The sequence below is a fragment of the Variovorax sp. LARHSF232 genome (genome assembly GCF_052871435.1).
Genome location: NZ_JBIXJS010000006.1, coordinates 286,799 through 309,749 on the forward strand (window position 1 = coordinate 286,799; position 22,951 = coordinate 309,749).

A 22,951-nucleotide genomic window follows, 5' to 3' on the forward strand; every position below is an offset into this window, starting at 1 on the left:
AGCGGGTGGTCGGCCTCGAGGCCTCAAGCGGACAGCGATGGTATCGGCAGTCCTTGCAATGCATCGGCCAGGGCGGCGCGGCAGCGCGCCTCGTCGCCGACCTGCTCGAACAGGAGCAGGGCCAGGCGCGCGAGGAAAAGCGATTCGCGCTCGCTGCCCGCCTCGCTGATGGCGCGCGCGCATTGCGCGTAAAGACGGTCTCGGGCTTCGGGGGCGAGGGTGCTGCTGCTCATTGGGTGTTCTCCACGATGGGGCAAAGGCAGGCTGCGCGTTCGACCGCCTGTGCCAGCACGCCCGGCGCGGGCCTGCGCCAGCGCGCGGCCACGTGGCCGTCTGGGCGCAGCAGGTAGATGGCGCCTTGCAGCGCGCCCAGTTCGGCGAAGGCAGCTTGCGCGGCGGACGTCAGCGTCAACACATGCATCCGCAGCGGCAAGCCGCGCGCCAGCAGTCGCGTGACGTCGGCTGCGCAAGCAGCGAGATTCACGGCACCGTCCTGCGGCGCATCGAAGACCAGCACGGTGAAGTCGGGTCCGATCAGATCCGTCAGGTGCCCGTCATCCAGCGCCTGCTCGGGCATGGCCTCGCCCGGTTTCGGGCCGGCAGGCAGATCGCCGCCCTCGCTGGACAGAGGCGAATCGGCATAGTGAACGGCCTGCGTCTGGCGCGGATTGATCAGGCTGGCGATGCCGCGGTGCGCCCCCGACAGCGACAGCGCCGCCTCTCGCAGCAGATCGAATCCGCGCGAAGGCGGCGACATGAACTCGGTGCTGCGCATCGCGCTTTCGGCGTTGATGTGGAAGGCGGCGATGCGCTCTGTCGAATAGCTGTCGAGCAAGGACGCGTCGGACAGGCCGCGCGCCACCAGCGCCAGCTTCCAGGCCAGGTTGTCGGCATCGTCGAAACCGGAGTTGAGTCCGCGCACGCCGAAGATCGGCATGGCGTGGGCGGCGTTGCCCGCGAACAGGATGCGGCCTTGCTTGCCGTGGCGGTAGCTTTGCAGCGTCATGGCGCCGGCGCGGTAGATCGAGGTCCACACGGTCTTCCAGGGCAGGTGGCCTTCGCCGATGGCTTTCAGGTGGCGGGTGACGAACTCGCGCACGTTGTCCGGCTGCAGCGCCTCTTCGCTGTCCTGGCCGGCGCGCAGCTGGTAGTCGATGCGCCAGATGTCGTCCGGCTGGCGATGCATCAGCACGGTGGAGCCGGGGTTCCACGGCGGGTCGAACCAGGCACGTCGCTCGGTCGGATGCTTGCTGTGCAACTCGATGTCGATGATCACGTAGCGGCCTTCGTAGGCGGTGCCTTCGAGGTTGAGCCCGAGCGACTTGCGCACGAAGCTCTGGCCGCCGTCGCAGGCCACCATCCAGGCGGCATGCAGCGCGTAGCTGCCCAAGGCGTTGCGCGCCTGCAGGGTCAGCCCCTGCGCGTCCTCGTCGAAGCCGCTGAGCTCGGTGCCCCAGCGAATGTCGATCAGGCCCGGCTGGGCCGCGTTGCGCCTTTGGATCGCTTCCAGCAGGTACTGCTCGATGTAGTACTGCTCGAGGTTGATCATGGGCGGCAGCTTCTGGTGCGCGTCATGCGGCATCTCGAAGCGGAACACCTCCTCGGTCTTGTAGAAGCTGCGCCCGCCGGTCCAGGCCAGGCCTTTGGCCAGGAAATCGGGCAATGCACCCAGGCGCTCGATGATCTCCAGGCTGCGGCGCGACACGCAGGCGGCGCGGCTGCCCACGCAGACCGTGTCGTCGGCCTCCAGGATCACGCTGCGCACGCCGTGGTTGGCCAGGCCCAGCGCCAGCGACATGCCTACCGGCCCGCCGCCGGCGATCACGACCGGGTGCCGGCCCGGCTCCATGACGCCTTCTTCCAGGGGCGGCAGCCAGGGCGCGTAGCGGGTGTAGCCAAAGGCGCCTACCGCGGGCGGCAGGGCATCGCCATCGAGCTGCGGTGCCAAGGGACCGCTGGCGGCGTCGCCGGCGCAGGCCGATGGCGCAGGGATCAGGGCGCTGGTGTTCGTCATGCGAAGGGATTGTCCGGATGCGCGCTCGCCGCCGTTGTCCTAACTTCGTACGAAGTAAATACCCCTAGGCATCTAGATCTTGCGACGCTGGCGTCTCCCCCCTTCCCCCACCTCCTCCTTCGCCTCGCCGGTCGTGATCGACCTGCTGGCCGGCATCGGCACGCAGCATCTGGCCATGCGCTACCTGGGCGCCATGCAGCGCCTGCTGCCGGTCACCTTCTGCACCGTATTCGCGGTGGATGCGAGCGGCCGCATCGAAACCGTGTCGGCCGCCAGCAGCTATGGCAGCACGGCCGAGCGCACGGCCGAGCGCTACGTGGCCCAGCGCTTCGATCTGCTGGATCCGAACATGGTGTGGCTGGCCGCCCGCCCGCTACCCAAGCGCGCGCAACTGTGGATGGGCCATCAGCGCGCCGAAGAAGTGGCCGATCCGGCCTACCGCGCCGCCTGCTATGGCGACGTCGGCATCCGCGAGCGCGCCTCGGTGCTGCTGTTGCTGCCGATGGGCCAGCGCGCCGCGGTGAGCTTCTACCGCAGCCTGGCGCAGCCGGAATTCGGCCAGGCCGACTTCAAGGTGTTCGAGGTGCACGCCGAACTGCTGGCCGCCACCACCGCCGCGCATGTCCGCAGCGTTGCGGCCGCGCAGGTCGCGGTGCAGCCCGACTTTGCCTCGCGCCTGCTGGCCCTGAGCCTGCGCGAGCGCGAGGTCATCGCCCAACTGCGCGCCGGCCGCACCGCGAAGGAAGCGGCACGCGAGCTGGGCATCGCGCTGAGCACCGTGCGCACCCACCAGTACCGGGCATTCAGGCGGCTGGGGATACGCACGCAGAAGGACCTGCTGCGAGGAAGCTGATTGGCGAGGACTCAGCCTTCGGAGGGCGCTTCCGCGTCCTCGGCTGGCAAGGCGAGTCCGGCCGAGGCCGCTGCCGCCTTGGCCTTGGCCCCCAACTGCACCACCTCCTGGTCGATCGCCCCAAAGAGCGAGCGGCCGTCCAGCCCTTTCATCTCGATCTTGATGGTGTCGCCGAACTTCATGAAGTCGGTGGTCGGCTGGCCGTCCTGGATGGTTTCGATGCAGCGCTTTTCGGCAATGCAGCTGTAGCCCTTGGGCCAGTCGGTGCCGCCGCCCTTTTTCTCCACGCCCTTGTTGCTGACGGTGCCGCTGCCCACGATGGTGCCGGCGCGCACGTTGCGCGTCTTGGCGATGTGGGCGATCAGCTCGCCGAAATGAAAGGTCATTTCCGGGCCGGCGTCGCACATGCCGACCTTGCGGCCATTCCAGCTGCTTTGCAAAGTGAGGTGCAGGCGGCCCTTCTGCCAGGCCTCGCCGATCTCGTCCAGGGTGACGGCGACCGGGCTGAAGGCGGTGGCCGGCTTGCTCTGGAAAAAGCCGAAGCCCTTGGCCAGTTCGGCCGGGATCAGATTGCGCAAGCTGACGTCATTGGCCAGCATCACCAGGCGGATGCCGTCCAGCGCCTGTTCCGGCGTGGCGCCCATCTTCACGTCGCCGGTGATGACGGCGATCTCGGCCTCGAAGTCGATGCCCATGGCCTCGCTGGGCACCACGATCGGATCGCAAGGCCCCGAAAGATCGTCGCTGCCGCCCTGATACATCAGGGGGTCGGTATAGAAGCTTGGCGGCACCTCGGCGTTGCGCGCCTTGCGCACCAGCTCCACATGGTTCAGGTAGGCCGAGCCGTCGGCCCACTGGTAGGCGCGCGGCAGCGGCGCCATGCATTGCTGCGGATCGAAAGGAAAGGCGTGGCGGGCACGGCCCTGGTTGAGCGCGGCGTACAGGTCCTGCAGCTGCGGGCTCAGAAAGCTCCAGTCGTCCAGCACCTGCTGCAGGCGCGACGCGATGCCGGTGGCGTAGTGAGCGAGCGACAGGTCACGCGAAACGACGACCAATTGGCCGTCGCGCGAGCCGTCCTTGTAGGTGGCGAGTTTCATGATGCTGAATGCAGGCGTCCGCCCATTGGGAAGGCGCGACTAAACTGGGGCTGAACGGGCGGCAGTGTACCGAGCGAGCAGCCGACTGAACCTTGGGGCTGCCGCGGCTTCCAAAGCGAAGGCCCTTCTTTCCCTCCACCCCTCGATGCCGACGCACACCGCCTCGCCCCACACTCCGGCCTGGCGCCAGCTCGCGCTGGTGACACTGCTGGTGGTGCTGGCGCACGCGGCGCTGCTGTTGTCGCTGCCCTCGCTGATGGGCCCCACGGAGCAAGCGCTGCCCCTGGAGAGCCGCTTTCTCACCCGCACCATCGTTCTGGCGCCGCCTGCGCCACCGGCACCTGCCGCCACGGCAAGCCCGGCACCATCGCCCCCCAAGCGACCCGCGGCGGACCGGCCGAAGCCCAAGCGCGCGGCCGCGCCCAAAGCGCAGCCGCCCAAGGTCGAGACCAGTCCGGCGCCTGCGCCGGTGCTCGCGGCGCAGGACGACAGCGCCACCCAAGCGCGTGAGGCGGCGCCGCCTCCACCCGAGTTGCCGCCCGCCACTGGCGAAAGCGCGCCGGTCAATGAAGCCGGGGCGCCTGACGCCAGCGCTGGCAATGGCCAAGCGGGAGGCGGGGCGGAGGAAAGCGATGTGGTCGACGGCGGCATGTCCGGCGTCGGCAAGCCGGTGCAGGTCCATGCCTCGGTCAAGCTCGGCTTCGAGCTGCTGGGCCAGCGCGGCGTCCAGCCCTGGAAGGGGGTGTTCGGCGAACTCGTCTGGCTGCAGGACGGCAGCGACTACAACGCCCGCCTTTCGCTCAGGATGCTGTTCAAGACCATCCGCAGCCAGACCAGCGTGGGCCGCATCGACGCCAACGGCATCGCGCCCGGGCGCTTCTCGGAGACGCGGCGCAGCGAAGTCGCCTCGCACCTGGTGCGCGAGGAGAGCAAGGTGGTGTTCAGCAACAACGCCCCCAGCGTGCCCTTGCTGGCGGGTGCGCAAGATCGGCTCAGCGTGGTGATGCAGCTGGGCGCCTTGCTGGCCGGCGACGCAGCGCGCTATCCGGAAGGCAGCCGCATCAGCATCCAGACCGTGGGGCCCAGGGAGGCCGGTGTCTGGACCTTCGTGGTAGAGGGCACCGAGCAGATCGGCGTGCCAGCGGGCGATTTCACGGTGCGGCGCTTGAGCCGCGCCATGCGCAGCGAGCACGACTACAAGCTCGAACTGTGGCTGGCGCCCGAACTGGGCTGGCTGCCGGCCCGCATGCGCCAGACCCAGCAGGACGGCGATGTGATCGACCTGCAGCTGCGAGATGTATCCGCCCCCTGAAGCATGAAATAAGTACGGGAAGCGCCCCGGACCACGGTGGCCGGTTCACATTTCCTACAGAAAGTGAGTCACTCTTGAAACTGGCGCACTGATTGCTATCTAAGCATCATGAATGGCATCGACAACCGAACTTTCAACACCATGCAAATGCTCTATGACTCCGACTCCTTCGTCGTCGTGCACCTGCAGGCGAACGAGGGCGAGGTCCCCACCACACCGGATCTGCCGGTGCTGGCCCGCCATGGCTTCGAGATCGTCGACAAGCGCTCCGGCAAGGAGGTTTACCTCGACGGTTCCTGGGCCGAGCTGTTCCAGCAGCAGATTGCTGCCTGGCAGCTGAAAACGCCGACCGAGGAAGAGGTGGAAACCACCCTCGAAGGCTACGCCGAACTGGCGCAAAACCCGGTGCTCATGCACTGACTGGGTTTTTCCTGAAAGTAAGTGGCCGCTCATCGAGCGGCCATTCTTTTTTGCACGGGTGCAAAGACAGGCCCCGCCAAAGCGGCGCATAGTACGGCCCCATGGCCGTTCCCGCCTTGCACCTCTGCGCAGCCACCCTCCTCCTGTTGGCCGGCTGCGCCTCGCTCACCCCGCCCCCCGAACCACCCCCGCCGACCGCCCAGCGGATCCAGCTGCTGCTGCCCACCGATTTCCTCTTGATCGGCGAGCAGCACGACGCGCCGGATCACCAGCGCATCGAGCGCGAGGTGGTGGAAGCGCTGGCCGCCAAGGGCCAATTGGCCGCCCTGGCCCTCGAGATGGCCGAGCAGGGCCAGGACACGCGCCAGCTCCCCGTCTCCGCCAGCGATGCGCAGGTACGCACCGCCCTGCGCTGGAACGAGGCGGGCTGGCCCTGGCAAGCCTATGGCCCGGTGGTGATGGCCGCGGTGCGCGCCGGCGCGCCGGTGCTGGGCGCCAACCTGCCGCGCGAACGCATGAAAGATGCAATGGCCGACGTCTCGCTCGACGCCCAGCTCAGCCCGCAGGCGCTGAAGGCACAGCAGGACGCCGTGCGCACCGGCCACTGCAACATGCTGCCGGAGTCGCAGATCGGCCCCATGACCCGCATCCAGATCGCGCGCGACCGGGCCATGGCCCAGACCCTGATCCAGGCCAGGACCACGGGCAAGACGGTGGTGCTGGTCAGCGGTTCGGGCCACAGCCCGAAGGTGCTGGGCGTGCCGCAGCATCTGCCCACCGACATGGTGGCGAGCGCCGTGCGCCTGCTGGCCGGCGACGTGCCGCGCGAGGGCGGCCCCGCGGTCTACGACGCGGTGTGGCTGACCCCGGCCCTGCCGCCGCGCGACTACTGCGCCGACTTCAAGGCCAAGTCGCGCTAAAGCTGCCTTCTCAGGCGTGCTTCCTGATGGAATCCGCCAGCGTATTGACCAGCGTGTCGATGTGCGACTTCTCCACGATGTAGGGCGGCGCGATCACCAGCACATCGCCGGCCGGGCGCACCAGCGCGCCCTTGTGGAAGCAGTCCACGAAGACGTCGTAGGCGCGCTTGCCCGGCAGGCCCGCCATGGGCGCCAGCTCCACCGCTGCCGCCAGGCCCAGGCTGCGGATGCCGATCACATTCGGCAGGCCCTTGAAGGTGCTGTGGAAGGCATCGCCCAGCACCTTGCTCATCTCGCCGGCGCGCTGGAACAAGCCCTCTTGCTTATACAGGTCGAGCGTGGCAATGGCCGCCGCGCAGGCCACCGGATGGCCCGAGTAGGTGTAGCCGTGGAAGAACTCCACCACGTGCTCGGGCGCGTTGGTGTTCATCATCGCGTCGTAGAGCTTGTCGCGCACCAGCACGCCGCCCAGCGGGATCACGCCATTGGTCACGCACTTGGCGAAGTTGAGCATGTCGGGCACCACACCGTAGAAGTCCGCGGCGAAGTTCGTGCCCATGCGGCCGAAGCCGGTGATGACCTCGTCGAAGATCAGGAGGATGCCGTGCTTGTCGCAGATCTCGCGCAGCTTGGCGAGGTAGCCCTGGGGCGGCAGATACCAGCCGGCCGAACCGGCCACCGGCTCGACGATGATGGCCGCCACGTTGCTGGGGTCGTGCAGCGGCAGGATGCGCTGCTCCAGGTCGGCCAGCGGGTCTTCAGCCCAGACCGGCTCTTCGCCGTGGATGTACGCGTGGTTCACCGGGTCGTGGATGAAGCGCATGTGGTCCACCTTGGGCAGCATGGCGCCGCCGAAGACCTTGCGGTTGCCCGGGATGCCGCCCACCGACATGCCGCCGAAGCCCACGCCGTGGTAGCCCTTCTCGCGGCCGATGAAGGTGGTGCGGTGGCCCTCGCCGCGCGCACGGTGGTAGGCCAACGCCACCTTCATCGAGGTGTCGGCGGCCTCGCTGCCGGAGTTGCAGAACAGCACCTTGTTCAAATCGCCCGGCGCCATGGCGGCGATCATCTCGGCCGCCTGGAAGGCCTTGTCGTTGCTCGCCTGGAAGGCGGTGGCGTAGTCCAGCGTGTCGAGCTGCTTCTTGATCGCCTCGTTGATGGCCTTGCGGTTGTGGCCGGCGCCCACGCACCACAGCGAGGAGATGCCGTCGACCACCTTCTTGCCGTCGTGCGTGGTGAATTCCATGCCGTCGGCCGCCACGAAGACGCGCGGGTCCTTCTTGAAGGCACGGTTGGGGGTGAAGGGCAACCACTGGTTGTCCATGCGCAGATCGTTGTAGGCCATCGAGAGATCTCCTGCGAGTTGGGAAGGCATTTTGGCATTCCCCGGGCCTGCGACAATCTCGGGCTCTATGAATCCCGCGTACATCCTTACCCTTTCCTGTCCCGATCGCACCGGCATCGTCCATGCCGTTTCCGGCTTTCTGCTCGAGCGCGGCGGCAACATCGAAGAAGCGGCCCAGTACAACGACCATGACACGGGCCTGTTCTTCATGCGCGTGCGCTTCGCCTGCTCGAGCCGCGACGAGGCCCAGCTCAAGGCCGACCTGGAGGGATTCGCCCAGGGCTTCGGCATGAACTGGCAGCTGCACGCGGCCCAGCAGCCGATGAAGACGGTGATCATGGTCAGCAAGGAAGGCCACTGCCTGAACGACCTGCTGTTCCGCTGGAAGAGCGGCCTCTTGGCCATCGACATCCGCGCCATCGTCTCGAACCACCGCGAGTTCTATCAGCTGGCGGCCGGCTACAACGTGCCCTTCCACCACATCCCGGTCACAGGCGCGACCAAGGCACAGGCCGAGGCCAAGCAATTCGAGATCATCCAGGAAGAAGGCGCCGAGCTGGTGGTTCTGGCGCGCTACATGCAGGTGCTGAGCAACGACCTGTGCACCAAGCTGCAGGGCCGCGCCATCAACATCCACCACTCCTTCCTGCCCAGCTTCAAGGGCGCCAAGCCTTACTACCAGGCGCATGACCGCGGCGTGAAGCTGATCGGCGCCACCGCCCACTACGTGACGGCCGACCTGGACGAAGGCCCGATCATCGAGCAGGACGTGGCCCGCGCCGACCACACCGACACGGTGGAAGACCTCACCGCCCGCGGCCGCGACACCGAGAGCCAGGTGCTGGCGCGTGCGGTGAAGTGGCACAGCGAGCACCGGGTGCTGCTGAACGGACATCGGACTGTGGTGTTTCGCTGACGGCGGCGGGCGGCTGACCGCGGCGGCGCCCTCCGCCAGCGCCCGATCCTCGTAACATCTCTTCACATTCAAAGGGAGAGATGTGATCCGTTGCACCACTTGGCTGGCCGCTGGCCTGCTTGCATTGCTCACTGGTTGCGCGTCCGGCCCACGCTATGCGGATATCGCGCCCAACATTCCCCCGCCGGAACCCGAGCAGGGACGCATCTTCTTCTATCGCAGCTCCGTCATGGGCGCGGCCATCCAGCCCGACTTGCGCCTGGATGGCCAAGTGGTCGGCAGCTTCGCGCCACGTGGCTTCTTCTACGTGGATCGGCCGCTGGGACGCTACACCGCCCAGGCCCGGACGGAGGCTGAAGCGAAGCTGGACATCGACGTGCTGCCCCAACGCACCAGCTATGTGGAGATGTCGATTGGCCTGGGCTTCGTCATTGGACAGCCCAAGCTGGCTCTGCGCACGCCCACTGAAGCGCTGCCGGACATGGTCGATCTGGCCTACATCGGCAAGCATGCGGTTGCGAGCGCGCCATCGACGCCCGGTAAGCGCGCCGAACCCGTGCCAGCCGCATCCACTGCGACGACGACCCTCGCGGCAGATGCGCCAAGCGCCACGCCAGCCGGGCTCGCACCCGCTGCTGCGCGCGAAGCAACGGCTGTATCCCGGGGCGAAGCGCAAGGCGGACACCCGCCAGCCAAGACCGGCACAACGCGGTTGGTTGAATATCGATTGAACGATCGCATGGGCGGGCCCGAACGCGTCGTCAACTTCAGGTTCTTCGAAGCCGAGGGCGAGCGGATCAGCTTCAACAACGGCACGTGGTTTGAAAAGCCGGACGGCACCTTCATCGAGGCCCGATCGCAGATTGCGGGTGACTTCGATACCGCGATGCCGCCAGGCGGCTGGGTGCGGCCGCAGTCCTTGACCGCCGGCGCGTCCTGGACCGAGCGCTACTCGAGGAACGTCGGCGCGGGCCGTGTCGATATGGACATCGTGGCCGTCGTATCCGGCCCGGATACCTTGGTCATCACAGGTCGGGCCATGCCGGTCGTTCTGATCGAGTACCGCGGCTACACCAGCCGATTCACCAGCAGCATGGCCTCTTCGCAGAACCAGACCGCGAGGTACCGCGCATCGGCGTGGTATTCGCCCGAACTTCGACGCGTCGTGCGCTTCAATGCCAACTCGCGCGGCGGCGCCAGCGGCGGCGCATTCGTGGTGGACGAAGAATTGAATCTGGTCTCGATTCGCTGACACGCCGATTCCCCGGCGCAAGTTCTCCTCCAGGGGCAGCATCCTTGCAGGCATGGCGCTAACATGCCTGCGCGGGTGCGCATCGGGATGGTTTGTTGATGCGCGCAAGGCAACAACAAACAAGGAAAGGCTCCCATGAAGGTTCTGAAGACCGTCGCACTCTCTCTTGCACTTTCGCTCGGCGCCAGCGGCGCGGCGTTGGCCCAATTCGTCGGCCCCTCCACCGTCAAGCTCACCAGCGTGGCCGAAGTCCTCAAGAGCGGCACCGATGACCACCAGGTGGCGCTGCGCGGCAAGTTGCTGAAGAAGGTGGGCTCCGAGAAGTACGAGTTCTCCGATGGCACCGGGACCATCCGCGTGGAAATCGACAAGAAGATCTTCCCGCGCGGCGAGCCGATCGACGACAAGGTTCAGGTCGAGATCCACGGCGAAGTCGAAAAGGAATTCATGGCCTCGCCCGAGATCGACGTCGACTCGATCCGCCGCGTCAACTGATCCTCTTCAAGCCATGAACGCGCCCACCTCGCCCACGCAACACGATGCCCTGCAGCGCAGCGAGCGGCAGGCGCAGGTGGTGCGCGCGTTGCAGGCGGTGCTGCCGGCGCATGCCCTCTTGTGGCAGCGCGAGGACACGGTGCCTTATGAGTGCGACGGCCTCACCGCCTACCGCCAGCGGCCGCTGGTGGTGGCCCTGCCCGAGAACGAGGCGCAGGTCGCGGCGGTGCTGAAGGCCTGCCATGGCCTGGGCGTGCCGGTGGTGGCACGCGGCGCCGGCACCGGGCTCTCCGGCGGCGCCATGCCGCACGCGCTGGGCGTGACGCTGTCGCTGGCCAAGTTCAACAACATCCGGAAGATCGACTCGGAGAGCCGCACCGCGGTCGTGCAATGCGGCGTGCGCAACCTCGCCATCAGCGAGGCGGCGGCCCCCTATGGCCTGTATTACGCGCCCGACCCTTCCAGCCAGATCGCCTGCACCATCGGCGGCAACGTGGCGGAAAACTCGGGCGGTGTGCATTGCCTCAAGTACGGCCTGACGCTGCACAACGTGCTGCGGGTGCGCGGCTTCACCGCCGAAGGCGAGCCGATCGAATTCGGCAGCGAAGCGTTGGACAGCGCCGGCCTGGACCTGCTCGCCCTGGTCATCGGCAGCGAGGGCATGCTGGCCGTCACCACCGAGGTCACCGTCAAGCTGGTGCCCAAGCCGCTCTTGGCGCGCTGCATCATGGCCAGCTTTGACGATGTGCGCAAAGCCGGCGATGCGGTGGCGGCGGTGATCGCGGCCGGCATCATTCCGGCCGGGCTCGAGATGATGGACAAGCCCATGACCGCCGCGGTCGAGGACTTCGTGCACGCCGGCTACGACCTGTCGGCCGCCGCCATCCTCTTGTGCGAATCCGACGGCACGCCGGAAGAAGTGGAAGAAGAGATCGGCCGCATGAGCGCCGTGCTGCGCAGCTCGGGCGCCACCGCCCTCACGGTGAGCCAGGACGAGGCCGAGCGCCTGAAGTTCTGGAGCGGCCGCAAGAACGCCTTCCCGGCCTCGGGGCGCATCAGCCCCGACTACATGTGCCTGGATTCGACCATTCCGCGCAAGCGCCTGGCCGACATCCTGCTGGCGATCCAGCAGATGGAGAAAAAGTACAACTTGCGCTGCTGCAACGTCTTCCATGCGGGCGACGGCAACCTGCATCCGCTGGTGCTTTTCGACGCCAACGATCCCGACGAGCTGCATCGCTGCGAACTGTTCGGCGCCGACATCCTGGAGACCAGCGTCGCCATGGGCGGCACGGTGTCGGGCGAGCATGGCGTCGGCGTGGAAAAGCTCAACAGCATGTGCGTGCAGTTCAGTCCTGAAGAGAACGAACAGATGTTCGGCATCAAGCGCGCCTTCGATCCGGCGGGCATGCTCAACCCGGGCAAGGTGATTCCGACCCTGCAGCGCTGCGCCGAATACGGCAAGCAGCTGGTGCGCGGCGGCGTGCTGCCGCACCCGGATCTTCCGCGTTTTTAGGGCCTGCTCACGCCATTTACGGAGTCGCGAAGGCATGCCAAAGCAGACAAATCAAGGCGCACGACGCCGCATGTGCGTCGGCACACGCAAGGCGTGCAACGCGGAGTTGGCCGCTTTGGCATGCCTTCCCTCCGGGTTGGCCCGCATTGGGGCCAACGCGATCTCCGTAAATGGCGTGAGCAGGCCCTAGATGCAGGGCTTGCGCGGGCTGGCCTGGCTGCTGGTGTTCCAGTCGATCGGCGAGGTGCTTTCGCGCGCCTTCTCCCTGCCGTTGCCCGGACCGGTGCTCGGGCTCATTCTTCTCCTGATTGCGTTGCGCTGGCCGCTGGTGCGCGAGCCGGTGGGTGAATGTGCCAACTTCCTGCTGGCGCACCTGTCGCTGCTCTTCATTCCGGTCGGCGTGGGCGTGATGACGCACCTGGCGCTTCTCGCGCAATACGGTGGCCGCATGCTGCTGGTGATCGTGCTGTCGACCTGGATCGGCCTCGCGGTCACGGCGGCGGTGCTGTGGTGGCCGCGGCCCGCCGGCACCGGAAAAAAGAAGGGCTGACGCCATGCCGCGCTTTGTCGAACTGTGGATCTACCTCTCGGCCTCGCCGCTGTTCGGCCTGACGGCCACGCTGGTGGTCTACCTGCTGGCGCAGGCGACTTCGGCACGCCTGGGCGGCGCGCCCTGGGCCAACCCGGTGCTGTGGTCGGTGGTGGTGCTGGCCAGCGGGCTGCTGGCCACCGGGGTGGATTACCCCAGCTACTTCGCCGGCGCGCAGTTCATTCACTTCCTGCTGGGCCCCGCCGTGGTGGCGCTGGCCTGGCCGTTGTGGCAACGCCGGGTGGAACTGCGCGAGCGCTTCGGCCGCATCGTGCTGGCCGCGCTGCTGGGTGGCGCCGCGGCCAGCGGATCGGCATTGCTGCTCGGTTGGCTGGTGGGCTTGCCGCATGACGTGGTGCTGTCGCTGGCGCCCAAGTCGGTGACGGCGCCGGTGGCCATGGGCATTTCCGAAAAAATCGGCGGCATCCCGGCACTGTCGGCCGTGTTCGCGGTCCTGACGGGGATGATCGGCGCGCTGTCGGGCAAGTACCTGTTCGATGCCATGCGGCTGGCGACCAACCCTGAAGGCTTCGCGGCGCGCGGCTTTGCGCTGGGTACCGCCTCGCACGGCATCGGCGCCGCGCGCGCCCTGCAGGTGGATGCGCAGGCCGGCGCCTATGCCGGCCTGGCGCTGGGGCTGCAGGTGGTGTTGGCCGCCCTGCTCATGCCCCTGGTGTTTCGCCTGTTCTAGGCAATCAGTTGCGGTACGGGTTGTGCGGGCGCCGGTCGTGGCGGTTCGGCACGCCGTCGCCATCGCGGTCCCAGCGGGTGGCGTAGTAGCCGCGGCCGTCGCGGTAGTAGCCATCGCCGCGGCCATGGCGGTAGTAGTCGCCACGGTCGTGGCCGTAGCGCCCCTGATGCCCGTAGTGGCCATGGGCCTGCGGCGGCGGGCCCCAGACGCGCTGCGGATGCGGCGCCACCACCACCGGTGCGGGGCGCATCACGGCGATCGGCGGGGTCGGCAGCCCGATGTTGACGGAGACGTGTCCGAAGGTCTGCGCATTGGCGGCTGCAGCGCCGCCCAGTGCGGCCAGCGAGACCAGGGCGCCGGCAACCGTTGCAAAAGCGATTCGTTTCATGACGAGCTCCTTTGTTGATAGGAGCCTTCATGCTGAGGCGCCTGTGTAAAGGCATCGCAAAGCGCAGGCGAAGTCTTGTGCAGATTGGTGGCGGCTTCGTTGGCGCGCCGCACTTGAAAGATGCGCCGTTGCGTGCTGGCGACTCACCAGGTGTCGACATAGGGCGTCGCCGCCTCATGCATGCCAGCGGCCGAAGCCAGGCCGCGCACCAGCCAGGCGCGCGTCTGCGCTGGGTCGATCACCGCGTCGATCTCGAGCGTCTGCGCCATGTGGATCGCCTCGCCGTCCGCGTATTGCTGCGCGACCAGCTGCTTGAACAACGCGTCCCGCTCCGCGCCTTCCTTGGCGGCCTCGAGTTCCTTGCGGTAGCCCAGGCGCACCGCGCCTTCCAGGCCCATGGCGCCGAATTCGCCGGTGGGCCAGGCCACGGTGAACACCGGCGCGTCGAAGCCGCCGGCCGTCATGGCCTGCGCGCCCAGGCCATAGCCCTTGCGCAGCACCACCGCGAAGAAGGGCACGCGCAGATGCGAAGCCACCATGAACATGCGGCACACGTGGCGCACCTGAGCCTGCGCCTCGATCTCGGGGCCGACCATGAAGCCCGGCGTGTCGCACAGCGACACGATGGGCAGGCCGTGCGCATTGCACAGCTGCATGAAGCGCGCCGCCTTGTCGGCCGCCGCCACGTCGATGGCGCCACCCAGGTGGTGCGGGTTGTTGGCCAGGATGCCCACCGGCCTGCCCTCGATGCGCGCCAGCGCGGTGATGATGCCGGCGCCGAATCCCGCGCGCAGTTCCAGCACCGAGCCGCTGTCCGCCAGGCCGCGCATGGCGGCGCGCACGTCGTACACGCGCAGGCGGTTTTCGGGAACCGCATGGCGCAACAGGCGCTGGTCGGCGCATTGCCAGTCGCTCACCGCGCCCTGGAAATACGAGAGGTACTGCTTGGCCGTGGCCACGGCCTCGCGCTCGTCCTTCACCAGGATGTCGATCACACCGTTCTTCGACTGCACGCTGCTCGGCCCGATCTGCTCGGGCGCGAAGCTGCCGAGCCCCCCGCCTTCGATCATGGCCGGCCCGCTCATGCCGATATTGCTGGCCTCGGTGGCGATGATCACATCGGCGCAGCCCAGCAGGGCCGCATTGCCGGCAAAGCAGCGCCCATGCACGATGCCCACCACCGGCACCTTGCCCGACAGCGCCGCGAACTGGCTGAAGGTATGGTTGTTCAGCCCCGCCACGATGGGCATATCGGTATCGCCCGGCCGCCCGCCGCCGCCCTCGGCAAACAGCACCACCGGCAAGCCGAGCTGATGCGCCACGCGCAGCATGCGGTCGGTCTTCTGGTGGTTGCGCATGCCCTGCGTTCCGGCCAGCACGGTGTAGTCATACGCCATGACCACGCAACGCGATTTCTCGGGGCCGAACTGCTTGCCATTGATGTTGCCCACGCCGGTGATCATGCCGTCGGCCGGTGTGTTGGCGATCAGGTCTTCGAGCGAACGGCGGCGCGTCTGGGCGGCAATGGCCAAGGCCCCGTACTCGTTGAAGTTGTTCGGGTCTTCATGCAGGTCGCACAGGTCGGCCACGTTGGCGCGTGCGGTGCGCCCGCCCTGGGCCTGGCGCTTGGCGACCGCGGCCTGGCGGTTCTGGTCCAGCGTGGGCGCGTGGCGGTCGATCACGCGCTGCAGGTCGGCGCGAATGGCATCGGGGTCTTGCGCCTGCTCGGCTTGCGTGTGCACCACCTGCGCCTCCACCGGCTCCAGCTTGACCAGCGACTGGCCTTCCACCAGGTAGTCGCCGGGCGCAGCCAGCAAAGCCAGCACGCGGCCGGCCAGCGGGGCGTGCAGCAGGTGTTCCATCTTCATGGCCTCGAGCACCCCGATCTGCGCACCGGCCGGCAGCACATCGCCCACCGCCACTTCGAACTGCACCAGCTTGGCGGCCATGGGCGCCTTGATCACGGGGGCGTTCGGATCTTCGTCCTGCTCCTGCGCAGAAGCCAGCGTCGCAGGGGCATGGATCGGTGGCTGGCCCGGCTTGGGCACGAACTTCTGCGCAACGGCCAGCAGGTCCGCGAGATGCTCTTCCACGAAGCGCGTATGCACCGCCTGGCGCGCAAACTCGGGCCGCTCGCCGATGGCGCGCAGCAGCGCCAGGTTGCTGGCGATGCCTTCGACTCGGCATTCCTCCAGCGCGCGCGCCGAGCGGCGCAGCGCATCCGCAAAGTGCGGCGAGGCGCTGTGCACGATCAGCTTGGCCAACAGGGTGTCGTAGTGCGGCGAAGGCGCCAGGCCGGCATAGCCATGGGTGTCGACGCGCACGCCAGGCCCGGCAGGAAGGTCGAAGCGCGACAACGCGCCGCTGGCCGGCCGGGCGTTGCCTTGGGCATCCAGCGTCTCCGCGTTGATGCGCCACTGGATGGCAAAGCCGCGCTGCGCCGCCGTCCTGTTGGCCTCGATGCCCAATTGCGCCAGCGACTGGCCCGCTGCCACACCAATCTGCAGCTGCACCAGGTCCAGGCCCGTCACCGCCTCGGTCACGGTGTGCTCGACCTGCAGGCGCGGGTTGGCCTCGATGAAGACGAAAGGCAGGCTGCGCGATGCTTCGTCCACCAGGAATTCGAAGGTGCCCAGGCCGCGGTAGCCCACCGCCTGGGCCATGCGCAGTGCCGCCTGGGTGATGCGCTCTTTCAATTCGGGGCCCAGCATCGGGCTGGGCGCGATCTCCACCAGCTTCTGGAAGCGCCGCTGCAAGGTGCATTCGCGCTCGCCGAGGCTGGCCACGGCCTGGCCATCGCCCAGCACCTGGATCTCGATGTGGCGCGCGTTGCGCATCAGGCGCTCCACATAGACGCCGGCGACACCGAAGGCCGCCTTGGCCTCTGAAGTGCAGCGCGCGTGCGCCTCGGCCAAGTCTTCGGCGCGCAGCACCGCGCGCATGCCGCGCCCGCCACCACCGCCAATCGCCTTGACCATCACGCCAGCCTGCTCGCCGCCTGCCGTCTGCTGTGCAAAAAAATCCTGCGCCTCGGCCAGCGTCACGGCGCCGCTGCTGCCCGGCATGACCGGCACATCGCATTGCTGGGCCAGCGCGCGGGCGCGCGCCTTGTCGCCGAAGAGCGCCAGTTGTTCGGCCGTGGGGCCGATGAAGACCAGGCCCGCGTCGGCGCAGGCCTGCGCGAAATCGGCCCGCTCGCTCAGGAAGCCATAGCCCGGATGCACCGCGTCGCAGCCCTGCGCGCGGGCAATCTCGATCAGGCGGGGGATGTCGAGGTAGGCCGAGGGACCGGTGGCATCAAGCGCTACGACCACGTCGGCCAGTTGAACGTGCAGGGCCGCCGCATCGTCGCGCGCATGCACCGCCACGCTGGCCAGCCCCAAGTCGCGCATGGCGCGCGCCAGCCGTACCGCGATCTCGCCGCGGTTGGCGATCAGGATCTTCTTGAACATCATTCCTTGTCTTTCAGCAGCCGGCGCAGCACCTTGCCTGCGCCGGTGGTGGGCAGCGCGTCGATGAAGCGAACCGCGCGCGGTGTCTTGTAGGGCGCCATGTTTTCGCGCGACCAGGCGATGAGCGCCTGCTCATCGACCTGCGCGCCGGGCTTTCTCACGATGAAGGCCTTCACCACCTCGCCCTTTTCCGCATCGGGCTGGGCGATGACCGCGGCCTGCGCCACCGCAGGATGCTTGATGAGGATGGTTTCGACCTCTTCGGGAAACACGCTGTAGCCCGACACCTTGATCATTTCCTTGAAGCGGCCGATGAAGCTGAGGTAGCCGTCGGCGTCGACCTTCCCCATGTCGCCGGTGTGCACCCAGCCGCCGTCGCGCAAGGTGGCGGCGGTGGCCTCGGGCTTGTTCCAGTAGCCCTTGAAGGAGCCTTCGCTCTTCAGGATGATCTCGCCCACTTCGCCCACCGGCAGCTCTGCCTGCGTGTCGGGGTTGACGATGCGAATGGTCACGCCCGGCACCGGCACGCCCTGCGTTCCCCAGCGCGGCGCGTGATGCGGCGTGTAGGTGTCGCAGGTATGGGTTTCCGACAGGCCGTAGGCCGCCTCGAAGGACGCGCAGTGGCTGGCGAAGCCCTGCCACTGCTTGGCCAGCGGCTCGGTAAAGGCAATGCCGAAGCTGGTGACCGGATTGCGGCGCAGGCTCGACAGGTCGAAACTGGCGATGTCGGGCAGCTGCATCACCGCCACGTTCATCGGCGCGATGCTGTACCACCAAGTGACGCCGTAGCGGGCAATGGCCTGCGGCACCGCATGCGGATCGAAGCGATGCAGCAGCACGCTGGTGGCGCCGGCGAGCACCGGCACGTTGACGCCCATCAGCATGCCGGCAATGTGATAAAGCGGCGCAATGGACAAGAGCACGTCGTTCTGCGTGACGCCATTGCAGTCGGCCGCGGCGCGCGTCTTGAACAGCGCATTGCCGAAGCTCAGCATGGCGCCCTTGGGCAGGCCGGTGGTGCCCGAGGTGTAGGTCATCAGCGCCACGTCGTCCATGTCGATGGCGACCGGCGCGGGCTTGGCGTCGGCACGCATCACGGCAAGGAAGTCTTCGCAGCCCGGCGGCACGATGCGCGGCTCCTGCTGCGCGGCGCGCAATTCGGCCGGAAGATCGATGCTGAGCTTCTCCTGCGATGCGGGCAGCAGGTCGGCGTAGTGCACGACGAACACATGCGAGAGCGAGGCCACCTGCTCGCGCACCTTGTCCACCACCGGAAGCAGCGGCGATGCGGCCACGATCACGCGGGCCTGCAGGTCGCCTACCTGGTAGGCCAGCTCGTGTTCCTTGTTGAGCGGGCCGCTGGGGCAGACGATGGCGCCGATCTTCTGGATGCCGTAGTGCGCCACCAGGTATTGGGGGCAGTTGTTGAGAAAGAGCACCACCGGGTCGCCTTTCTTCACGCCGATCGCCTGAAGCCGCGCCGCGAAGGCATCGCTGACGCGGTCCAGCTCGGCGTAGCTCATCGTGCTGCCGTACCAGATGCAGGCCGCGTGCGCGCCACGCTCGCTTGCGTGCGCGCGCAGGTACGCGTGCAGCGGCTGCTGCGGGCGGTCAGGAAGGCTCTTCAGTGTCTCCATGGCGTCACTCTCTCAGGGTTATCGATAGCGGCTCGCGCAGGTGGCTGGCTTGCCAACGGACGGATGTTGCAACAACAATCCTACCCATGGGTATAACTTTCGCGACACGGCACAAACCCTCTTCGGCTGCCGAAGCCGAAGCAGGCAGCACCGGCGTGGACCGACGCGCCCACTTGCCTGCAGGCACCGGCCGCCAGCGCACCGCCACCCAGGGCACCGACGTGCAGCGCGAACGCATCCTGCAAGCCGCAGCCCGGCTGTTCGCCGACCAGGGCTATGCCAACACGACGATGGCGCAGATCGTGCGCGCGCTCGGCGTGACCAAGCCTTTCGTCTACTACTACTTCCGCGACAAGCAGGAGATCTTCGAGACGCTGTCCTGGAAGCCCGCGGTCGAATGTTTCACCACGCTGGACTTTCCACCCGAGGACACGCGCTGCGCGCGCGACAAGGTGCTCGACGGCATGGAGCGGCTGATCCGCGCCACCATCGCCAACCAGCCATGCGCCTTCTTCTCGTACCGCGAGCCGCAGGTGTACCGGCCCGAGTACCTGGCGGCGCAGAAGCAGCTGGCGCACCACTTCTACGACCGGCTCTGCCCCCTGCTGGAAGAGGCGCGCCGCGATGGCGACCTCGACTTCGACGACACCAAGATCACCGCACTGGCGGCCTGCAGCCTGCCCGGCTTTCTCTATACCTGGTACCGGCCCGAGGGCCGCTATTCCGAGGACGAGCTGGTTGCCAAGCTGTGCGTGCTGGCCTGGCGCGTGATCGGCCTGCGCGAGGCCGGGGCCTGAAGTCTCTGGCCCTGCTCTTTCCTCTCTTCCCTTCCATCCCTGCCTGGAGACATCCCATGAAGAAGTCCGCTCGCCTGCGTCCGCTCGCCCTCGCCATCGTCGCCGGCCTGACGGCCGTGTCCGCCGTCCAGGCCCAAGAGACCTACAAGATCGCCTACATCGATCCGCTGTCGGGGCCCTTTGCCAACGTGGGCGAGTTGATGCTTTTGCACACGCAGTACGCGGTGGACGACATCAATGCGCGCGGCGGCCTGCCGGGCGGCAAGAAGATGCAGCTGCTGCAGTTCGACAGCAAGCTCTCGGCGCAAGAGAGCCAGAGCGCGCTGCAGGCGGCCATCGACCAGGGCGCGCGCGTGATCGTCACCGGTGGCTCGGGCTCATCGGTGGTGGCGGCGCTGGTGCAGGCGGTGTCGCGCTGGAACCAGCGCAACCCGGGCAAGGAGCTGCTGGTGCTGAACCACTCCTCGATCGACCCCGACATGACGGGCAAGAGCTGCAGCTTCTGGCACTTCCAGACCGAGGCAAACACGGCGATGAAGATGAAGGCGATCGCCAACACCATCAAGAAGACGCCGGACGTCAAGAAGGTCTACCTGCTCAATCAGGACTACGCGCACGGCAAGCAGTGGGCCTCGTACGGCCGCCAGCTGGTGGGCCTGGCGCGGCCCGACATCCAGTTCGTCGGCGAGGCCCTGCACCCCATCGGGCGGGTGAAAGACTTCGCACCCTACGTGGCCAACATCAAGCAGTCGGGCGCCGACTCGGTGATCACCGGCAACTGGGGCCAGGACATGACGCTGCTGCTCAAGGCCGCGGGCGACGCCGGCTACAACCTGCGCTACTTCAACCACAGCGCCGGCTCGGTGCCGGGCACGGTGCTGGCAGTGTCGCAGGCCAAGGTGGGGCAGCTCACTTGGGTGGCCGAATGGCATCCGGGCCAGGCTGACACGCCCAAGGCCGACGCATTGGCCAAGGCCTACAAGACCCGCACCGGCAAGGACTTCCTGGCGCCGCGCATCGAGATGACGCCGCGCCTTCTGGCCGCCGCCATCACCAAGGCCGGCAGCACCGACACGGTGAAGGTGGCCTTTGCTTTGGAGAACCTGCAGTACGACTCGGTCGTGGGGCCGGTGCGCATGCGCGGCGAAGACCACCAGTTGCTGTTGCCGCAGGTGGTGAACACGATTGCGCCGGTGGATGGGAAGACGGTCAAGGTCGGCTGGGACGGCACCGACTATGGGTTCCGTACCGATGCGGTGTACACCGGCAATGAGCTGGCGCAGGGGACGGAGTGCAGGATGGTGCGGCCGCAGGTGCAGTAGCCGCGCCGCGCCGCGCCGCGCCGCGCCAATGTTGCGCGGGCCGTGCGGCAGCGGAATCGATGGCGGTAGATCTCTTCCGAACGGCTGCCCGTCAGGCTTCCGAAGGCGCGTGGTGGCCATGTTCAGGTAGCCGTCCTTAAGGCCGATGACCGTCGTCTTTCCGAGGACGAACTTGACGAAGTTCTCTCCCGCTCCGGCACGCTGAGGCCTGCCGGCATTTCCGGCAACGTCGTCCCCACTCGCCGACGGCGTTTTCTTGGCGTCAATTTTGAAATCCTTGGCTCTGCGCATCTGCAGTTCTGCTCTTCAGTCAAACATGCGCACTTCGAAGGACGCCTTGGTTGCTATCAGCCAGCCTCCCTCCACCTTGTGCATGACGAAGTGATCGTTGAAAAGCTTCTTTCCAATCCGCACTCTCACGGTTGCCGTTGAAAGGACGTCCGAAATGTTCTCCATGGAGAGAATCGCCTCGTCCCTTAGTGCGCCAGTCGATTGAGGACTCGGCCTTCCGTTGATGAGCGCGGCATAGTCCGGCGACGACAGGGTGTTCAGCTGGCCTTCCTGAACCCACTGGACAAGACTGTTCGGGTGGAAGACCTTGTTGAAGTCACGGCTCTTCGGCTCATATGCCAAATTGAAATAGTCATCGATCAAGGCGAGGACGGCTTGGGTCTGGGTCATTGCTTCTTTCTTGAATAGTCGAAGGACTCGTATAGTGAAAGCTCCCCCCGCCCTCGGCAACTGCGAACCGGTTATCGCTGCCATTACAGGAACACATAGATCATGGAAGACCTCGATGGAGGACTCGTGAGCGGCTTGCTTGCCCTTGCAGCTGTAGCCGAATCCAAGAGCTTTGGTCGCGCTGCATCGCGTCTGGGCAAGACTCAGCCAGCGGTGAGTCGCGCTATCCAGCGATTGGAGGACCGTCTGCGCGCGAAGCTCGTGCATCGCACCAGCCGGCACGTTGAAGTGACGGAGGCTGGGCACGAGCTGCTATCCAAGGTGCTGCCGTTGCTTCAGGGGATCGAAGAGGCGGCTGTCGGCGCCTCGGACCAGACCTCGGTGGTCAACGGAACACTCCGCGTGGCGTGCGATGCCGTGTTCGCCCGCCTTGTGCTGGCACCGGAGTTGGCCCAGTTCCTGAGGGACCACCCTGCTCTTCAATTGAAGCTGGAAACCAGGAACGACCTCCCGGACCTGGTGAGCGACGGATTCGATCTCGCGATACGGTTTGGACCGCCGTCTGTTTCAAGCCTGGTCTGTCGCAGGCTCTACAGTCCGCGGATCCTGACTGTGGCCGCACCGTCTTACCTGGCGCAACGCGGTCGACCGAAGTCGCCGCAGGATCTGGTCGATGACGGCCATGAATGCATCCAGGCCATCGACCCGGCTACCGATAGGCCCTTCGAATGGGAGTTCTGGCGCGGCAATGAGAAGGTGAAGGTTGCCGTCAGCGGGAACCTGACAGTCACGGATGCAGGGACCAAGATTGGGGCTTGCCTTGCAGGCTACGGGATCGCCCAAGTGATCGACTTGGGAATCGACACGCACCTGCGTGCGGGCACGCTGGAGCCGATTCTGACGGACTGGCCCGACGAATCGTTCCCTCTTTACGTCTATTACCCCAGTCGGAACCACGTTCCGGCCAAGGTCAGAGCGTTCATCGACTTTGTTGTCAGCATGATGCCTGGGCCGCAATCGGAAGGCCGTGGCGCGCGCCAGCGGCCGCCATTCGTATACGAATCAGCGCTTCACGCGTCGTGACACCCAAGCAGATGCCGTATGCAGTGGTGCCGCATTGCGGATCTGCGCGAAGGTGGGGGAGCGATCTCCGTCCCTACCGCATCAGCGCATCCAATGGTGCGGCAATATGGGGGGGCCAGTTTGTCGTGTCGCCTGACAGCTTCGCAGGGAGTACGGACGTAGAGTCACGCG

21 protein-coding genes are annotated in these 22,951 nt (G+C 66.9%); 13 read left to right on the forward strand and 8 right to left on the reverse strand.

Translation table 11 applies throughout. The annotated features are described in order from the left end of the window. Positions 1-23: 23 nt before the first annotated feature. Positions 24-233, reverse strand: coding sequence for a hypothetical protein (locus ACIPRI_RS17505; RefSeq protein WP_446622735.1), 210 nt, complete (start codon positions 231-233; stop codon positions 24-26). Then, positions 230-2,014, reverse strand: coding sequence for an FAD-dependent monooxygenase (locus ACIPRI_RS17510; RefSeq protein WP_446622736.1), 1,785 nt, complete (start codon positions 2,012-2,014; stop codon positions 230-232). The genes ACIPRI_RS17505 and ACIPRI_RS17510 overlap by 4 nt, the downstream gene beginning before the upstream one ends. 79 nt (positions 2,015-2,093) lie before the next feature. Here ACIPRI_RS17510 and ACIPRI_RS17515 point away from each other — a divergent pair, with 79 nt between their 5' ends. Next, positions 2,094-2,867: a helix-turn-helix transcriptional regulator gene (locus ACIPRI_RS17515; RefSeq protein WP_446622737.1), complete on the forward strand. Its 774-nt coding sequence runs from the start codon at positions 2,094-2,096 to the stop codon at positions 2,865-2,867. A gap of 11 nt (positions 2,868-2,878) precedes the next feature. Here ACIPRI_RS17515 and ACIPRI_RS17520 read toward each other — a convergent pair whose 3' ends face one another. Further along, complete coding sequence (locus ACIPRI_RS17520; protein WP_446622738.1) at positions 2,879-3,964, reverse strand: fumarylacetoacetate hydrolase family protein; 1,086 nt, start codon at positions 3,962-3,964, stop codon at positions 2,879-2,881. Positions 3,965-4,109: 145 nt separating this feature from the next. Here ACIPRI_RS17520 and ACIPRI_RS17525 point away from each other — a divergent pair, with 145 nt between their 5' ends. From ACIPRI_RS17525 to ACIPRI_RS17535, 3 genes are all read left to right on the forward strand, one after another. Further along, positions 4,110-5,276 carry a DUF3108 domain-containing protein gene (locus ACIPRI_RS17525; RefSeq protein ID WP_446622739.1) on the forward strand — a complete coding sequence of 389 codons (1,167 nt, stop codon included), beginning with the start codon at positions 4,110-4,112 and terminating at the stop codon, positions 5,274-5,276. 141 nt (positions 5,277-5,417) lie between these two features. Continuing rightward, positions 5,418-5,696: a BTH_I0359 family protein gene (locus ACIPRI_RS17530; protein ID WP_446622784.1), complete on the forward strand. Its 279-nt coding sequence runs from the start codon at positions 5,418-5,420 to the stop codon at positions 5,694-5,696. Between the two features lie 101 nt (positions 5,697-5,797). Continuing rightward, a complete protein-coding gene (locus ACIPRI_RS17535; protein WP_446622740.1) occupies positions 5,798-6,616 on the forward strand; it encodes a ChaN family lipoprotein in 819 nt (272 codons plus the stop codon). A gap of 10 nt (positions 6,617-6,626) precedes the next feature. Here the strand turns inward: ACIPRI_RS17535 and ACIPRI_RS17540 are convergent, their stop codons facing one another. Next, complete coding sequence (locus ACIPRI_RS17540) at positions 6,627-7,961, reverse strand: aminotransferase class III-fold pyridoxal phosphate-dependent enzyme (protein ID WP_446622785.1); 1,335 nt, start codon at positions 7,959-7,961, stop codon at positions 6,627-6,629. Between the two features lie 67 nt (positions 7,962-8,028). Here ACIPRI_RS17540 and purU point away from each other — a divergent pair, with 67 nt between their 5' ends. The 6 genes from purU (at position 8,029) to ACIPRI_RS17570 (ending at position 13,420) form a co-directional block, all read left to right on the forward strand. Further along, positions 8,029-8,877 carry a formyltetrahydrofolate deformylase gene (gene purU / locus ACIPRI_RS17545; RefSeq protein WP_446622741.1) on the forward strand — a complete coding sequence of 283 codons (849 nt, stop codon included), beginning with the start codon at positions 8,029-8,031 and terminating at the stop codon, positions 8,875-8,877. Between the two features lie 82 nt (positions 8,878-8,959). Then, the gene (locus ACIPRI_RS17550) at positions 8,960-10,129 is read left to right on the forward strand and encodes a DUF2846 domain-containing protein (protein ID WP_446622742.1); all 1,170 of its coding nucleotides are present in this window, start codon (positions 8,960-8,962) and stop codon (positions 10,127-10,129) included. 135 nt (positions 10,130-10,264) lie between these two features. After that, positions 10,265-10,624, forward strand: a complete 360-nt coding sequence (locus ACIPRI_RS17555) for a YgiW/YdeI family stress tolerance OB fold protein (protein WP_446622743.1) — start codon at positions 10,265-10,267, stop codon at positions 10,622-10,624. A gap of 13 nt (positions 10,625-10,637) precedes the next feature. Next, complete coding sequence (locus ACIPRI_RS17560) at positions 10,638-12,140, forward strand: FAD-linked oxidase C-terminal domain-containing protein (protein ID WP_446622744.1); 1,503 nt, start codon at positions 10,638-10,640, stop codon at positions 12,138-12,140. A 190-nt stretch (positions 12,141-12,330) separates the two neighbouring features. Then, a complete protein-coding gene (locus ACIPRI_RS17565) occupies positions 12,331-12,690 on the forward strand; it encodes a CidA/LrgA family protein (protein WP_446622745.1) in 360 nt (119 codons plus the stop codon). Positions 12,691-12,694: 4 nt separating this feature from the next. Then, positions 12,695-13,420 carry an LrgB family protein gene (locus ACIPRI_RS17570; RefSeq protein WP_446622746.1) on the forward strand — a complete coding sequence of 242 codons (726 nt, stop codon included), beginning with the start codon at positions 12,695-12,697 and terminating at the stop codon, positions 13,418-13,420. A 4-nt stretch (positions 13,421-13,424) separates the two neighbouring features. Here ACIPRI_RS17570 and ACIPRI_RS17575 read toward each other — a convergent pair whose 3' ends face one another. From ACIPRI_RS17575 to ACIPRI_RS17585, 3 genes are all read right to left on the reverse strand, one after another. Next, positions 13,425-13,808 (reverse strand): YXWGXW repeat-containing protein, encoded by a 384-nt coding sequence (locus tag ACIPRI_RS17575; RefSeq protein ID WP_446622747.1) that lies wholly within the window; start codon positions 13,806-13,808, stop codon positions 13,425-13,427. A gap of 143 nt (positions 13,809-13,951) precedes the next feature. Then, the gene (locus ACIPRI_RS17580; RefSeq protein WP_446622786.1) at positions 13,952-17,260 is read right to left on the reverse strand and encodes a carboxyl transferase domain-containing protein; all 3,309 of its coding nucleotides are present in this window, start codon (positions 17,258-17,260) and stop codon (positions 13,952-13,954) included. After that, the gene (locus tag ACIPRI_RS17585) at positions 17,260-18,888 is read right to left on the reverse strand and encodes an AMP-binding protein (RefSeq protein ID WP_446622787.1); all 1,629 of its coding nucleotides are present in this window, start codon (positions 18,886-18,888) and stop codon (positions 17,260-17,262) included. Before ACIPRI_RS17585 ends, ACIPRI_RS17580 begins: the two co-directional genes overlap by 1 nt. 95 nt (positions 18,889-18,983) lie before the next feature. On the opposite strand from ACIPRI_RS17585, the gene ACIPRI_RS17590 reads away from it, so the two are divergent. Both ACIPRI_RS17590 and ACIPRI_RS17595 read left to right on the forward strand, forming a co-directional pair. Further along, positions 18,984-19,694: a TetR/AcrR family transcriptional regulator gene (locus ACIPRI_RS17590; RefSeq protein ID WP_446622748.1), complete on the forward strand. Its 711-nt coding sequence runs from the start codon at positions 18,984-18,986 to the stop codon at positions 19,692-19,694. 56 nt (positions 19,695-19,750) lie between these two features. After that, entirely contained in the window at positions 19,751-21,016 is a 1,266-nt protein-coding gene (locus tag ACIPRI_RS17595) for a branched-chain amino acid ABC transporter substrate-binding protein (protein ID WP_446622749.1), read from the forward strand. Between the two features lie 306 nt (positions 21,017-21,322). On the opposite strand, the gene ACIPRI_RS17600 is transcribed toward ACIPRI_RS17595, so the two are convergent. Then, on the reverse strand, positions 21,323-21,697 hold the full coding sequence (locus ACIPRI_RS17600; protein ID WP_446622750.1) for a nuclear transport factor 2 family protein: 375 nt from the start codon (positions 21,695-21,697) through the stop codon (positions 21,323-21,325). A 102-nt stretch (positions 21,698-21,799) separates the two neighbouring features. On the opposite strand from ACIPRI_RS17600, the gene ACIPRI_RS17605 reads away from it, so the two are divergent. Next, positions 21,800-22,780, forward strand: a complete 981-nt coding sequence (locus ACIPRI_RS17605; RefSeq protein WP_446622751.1) for a LysR family transcriptional regulator — start codon at positions 21,800-21,802, stop codon at positions 22,778-22,780. The last annotated feature ends 171 nt before the right edge of the window (positions 22,781-22,951 follow it).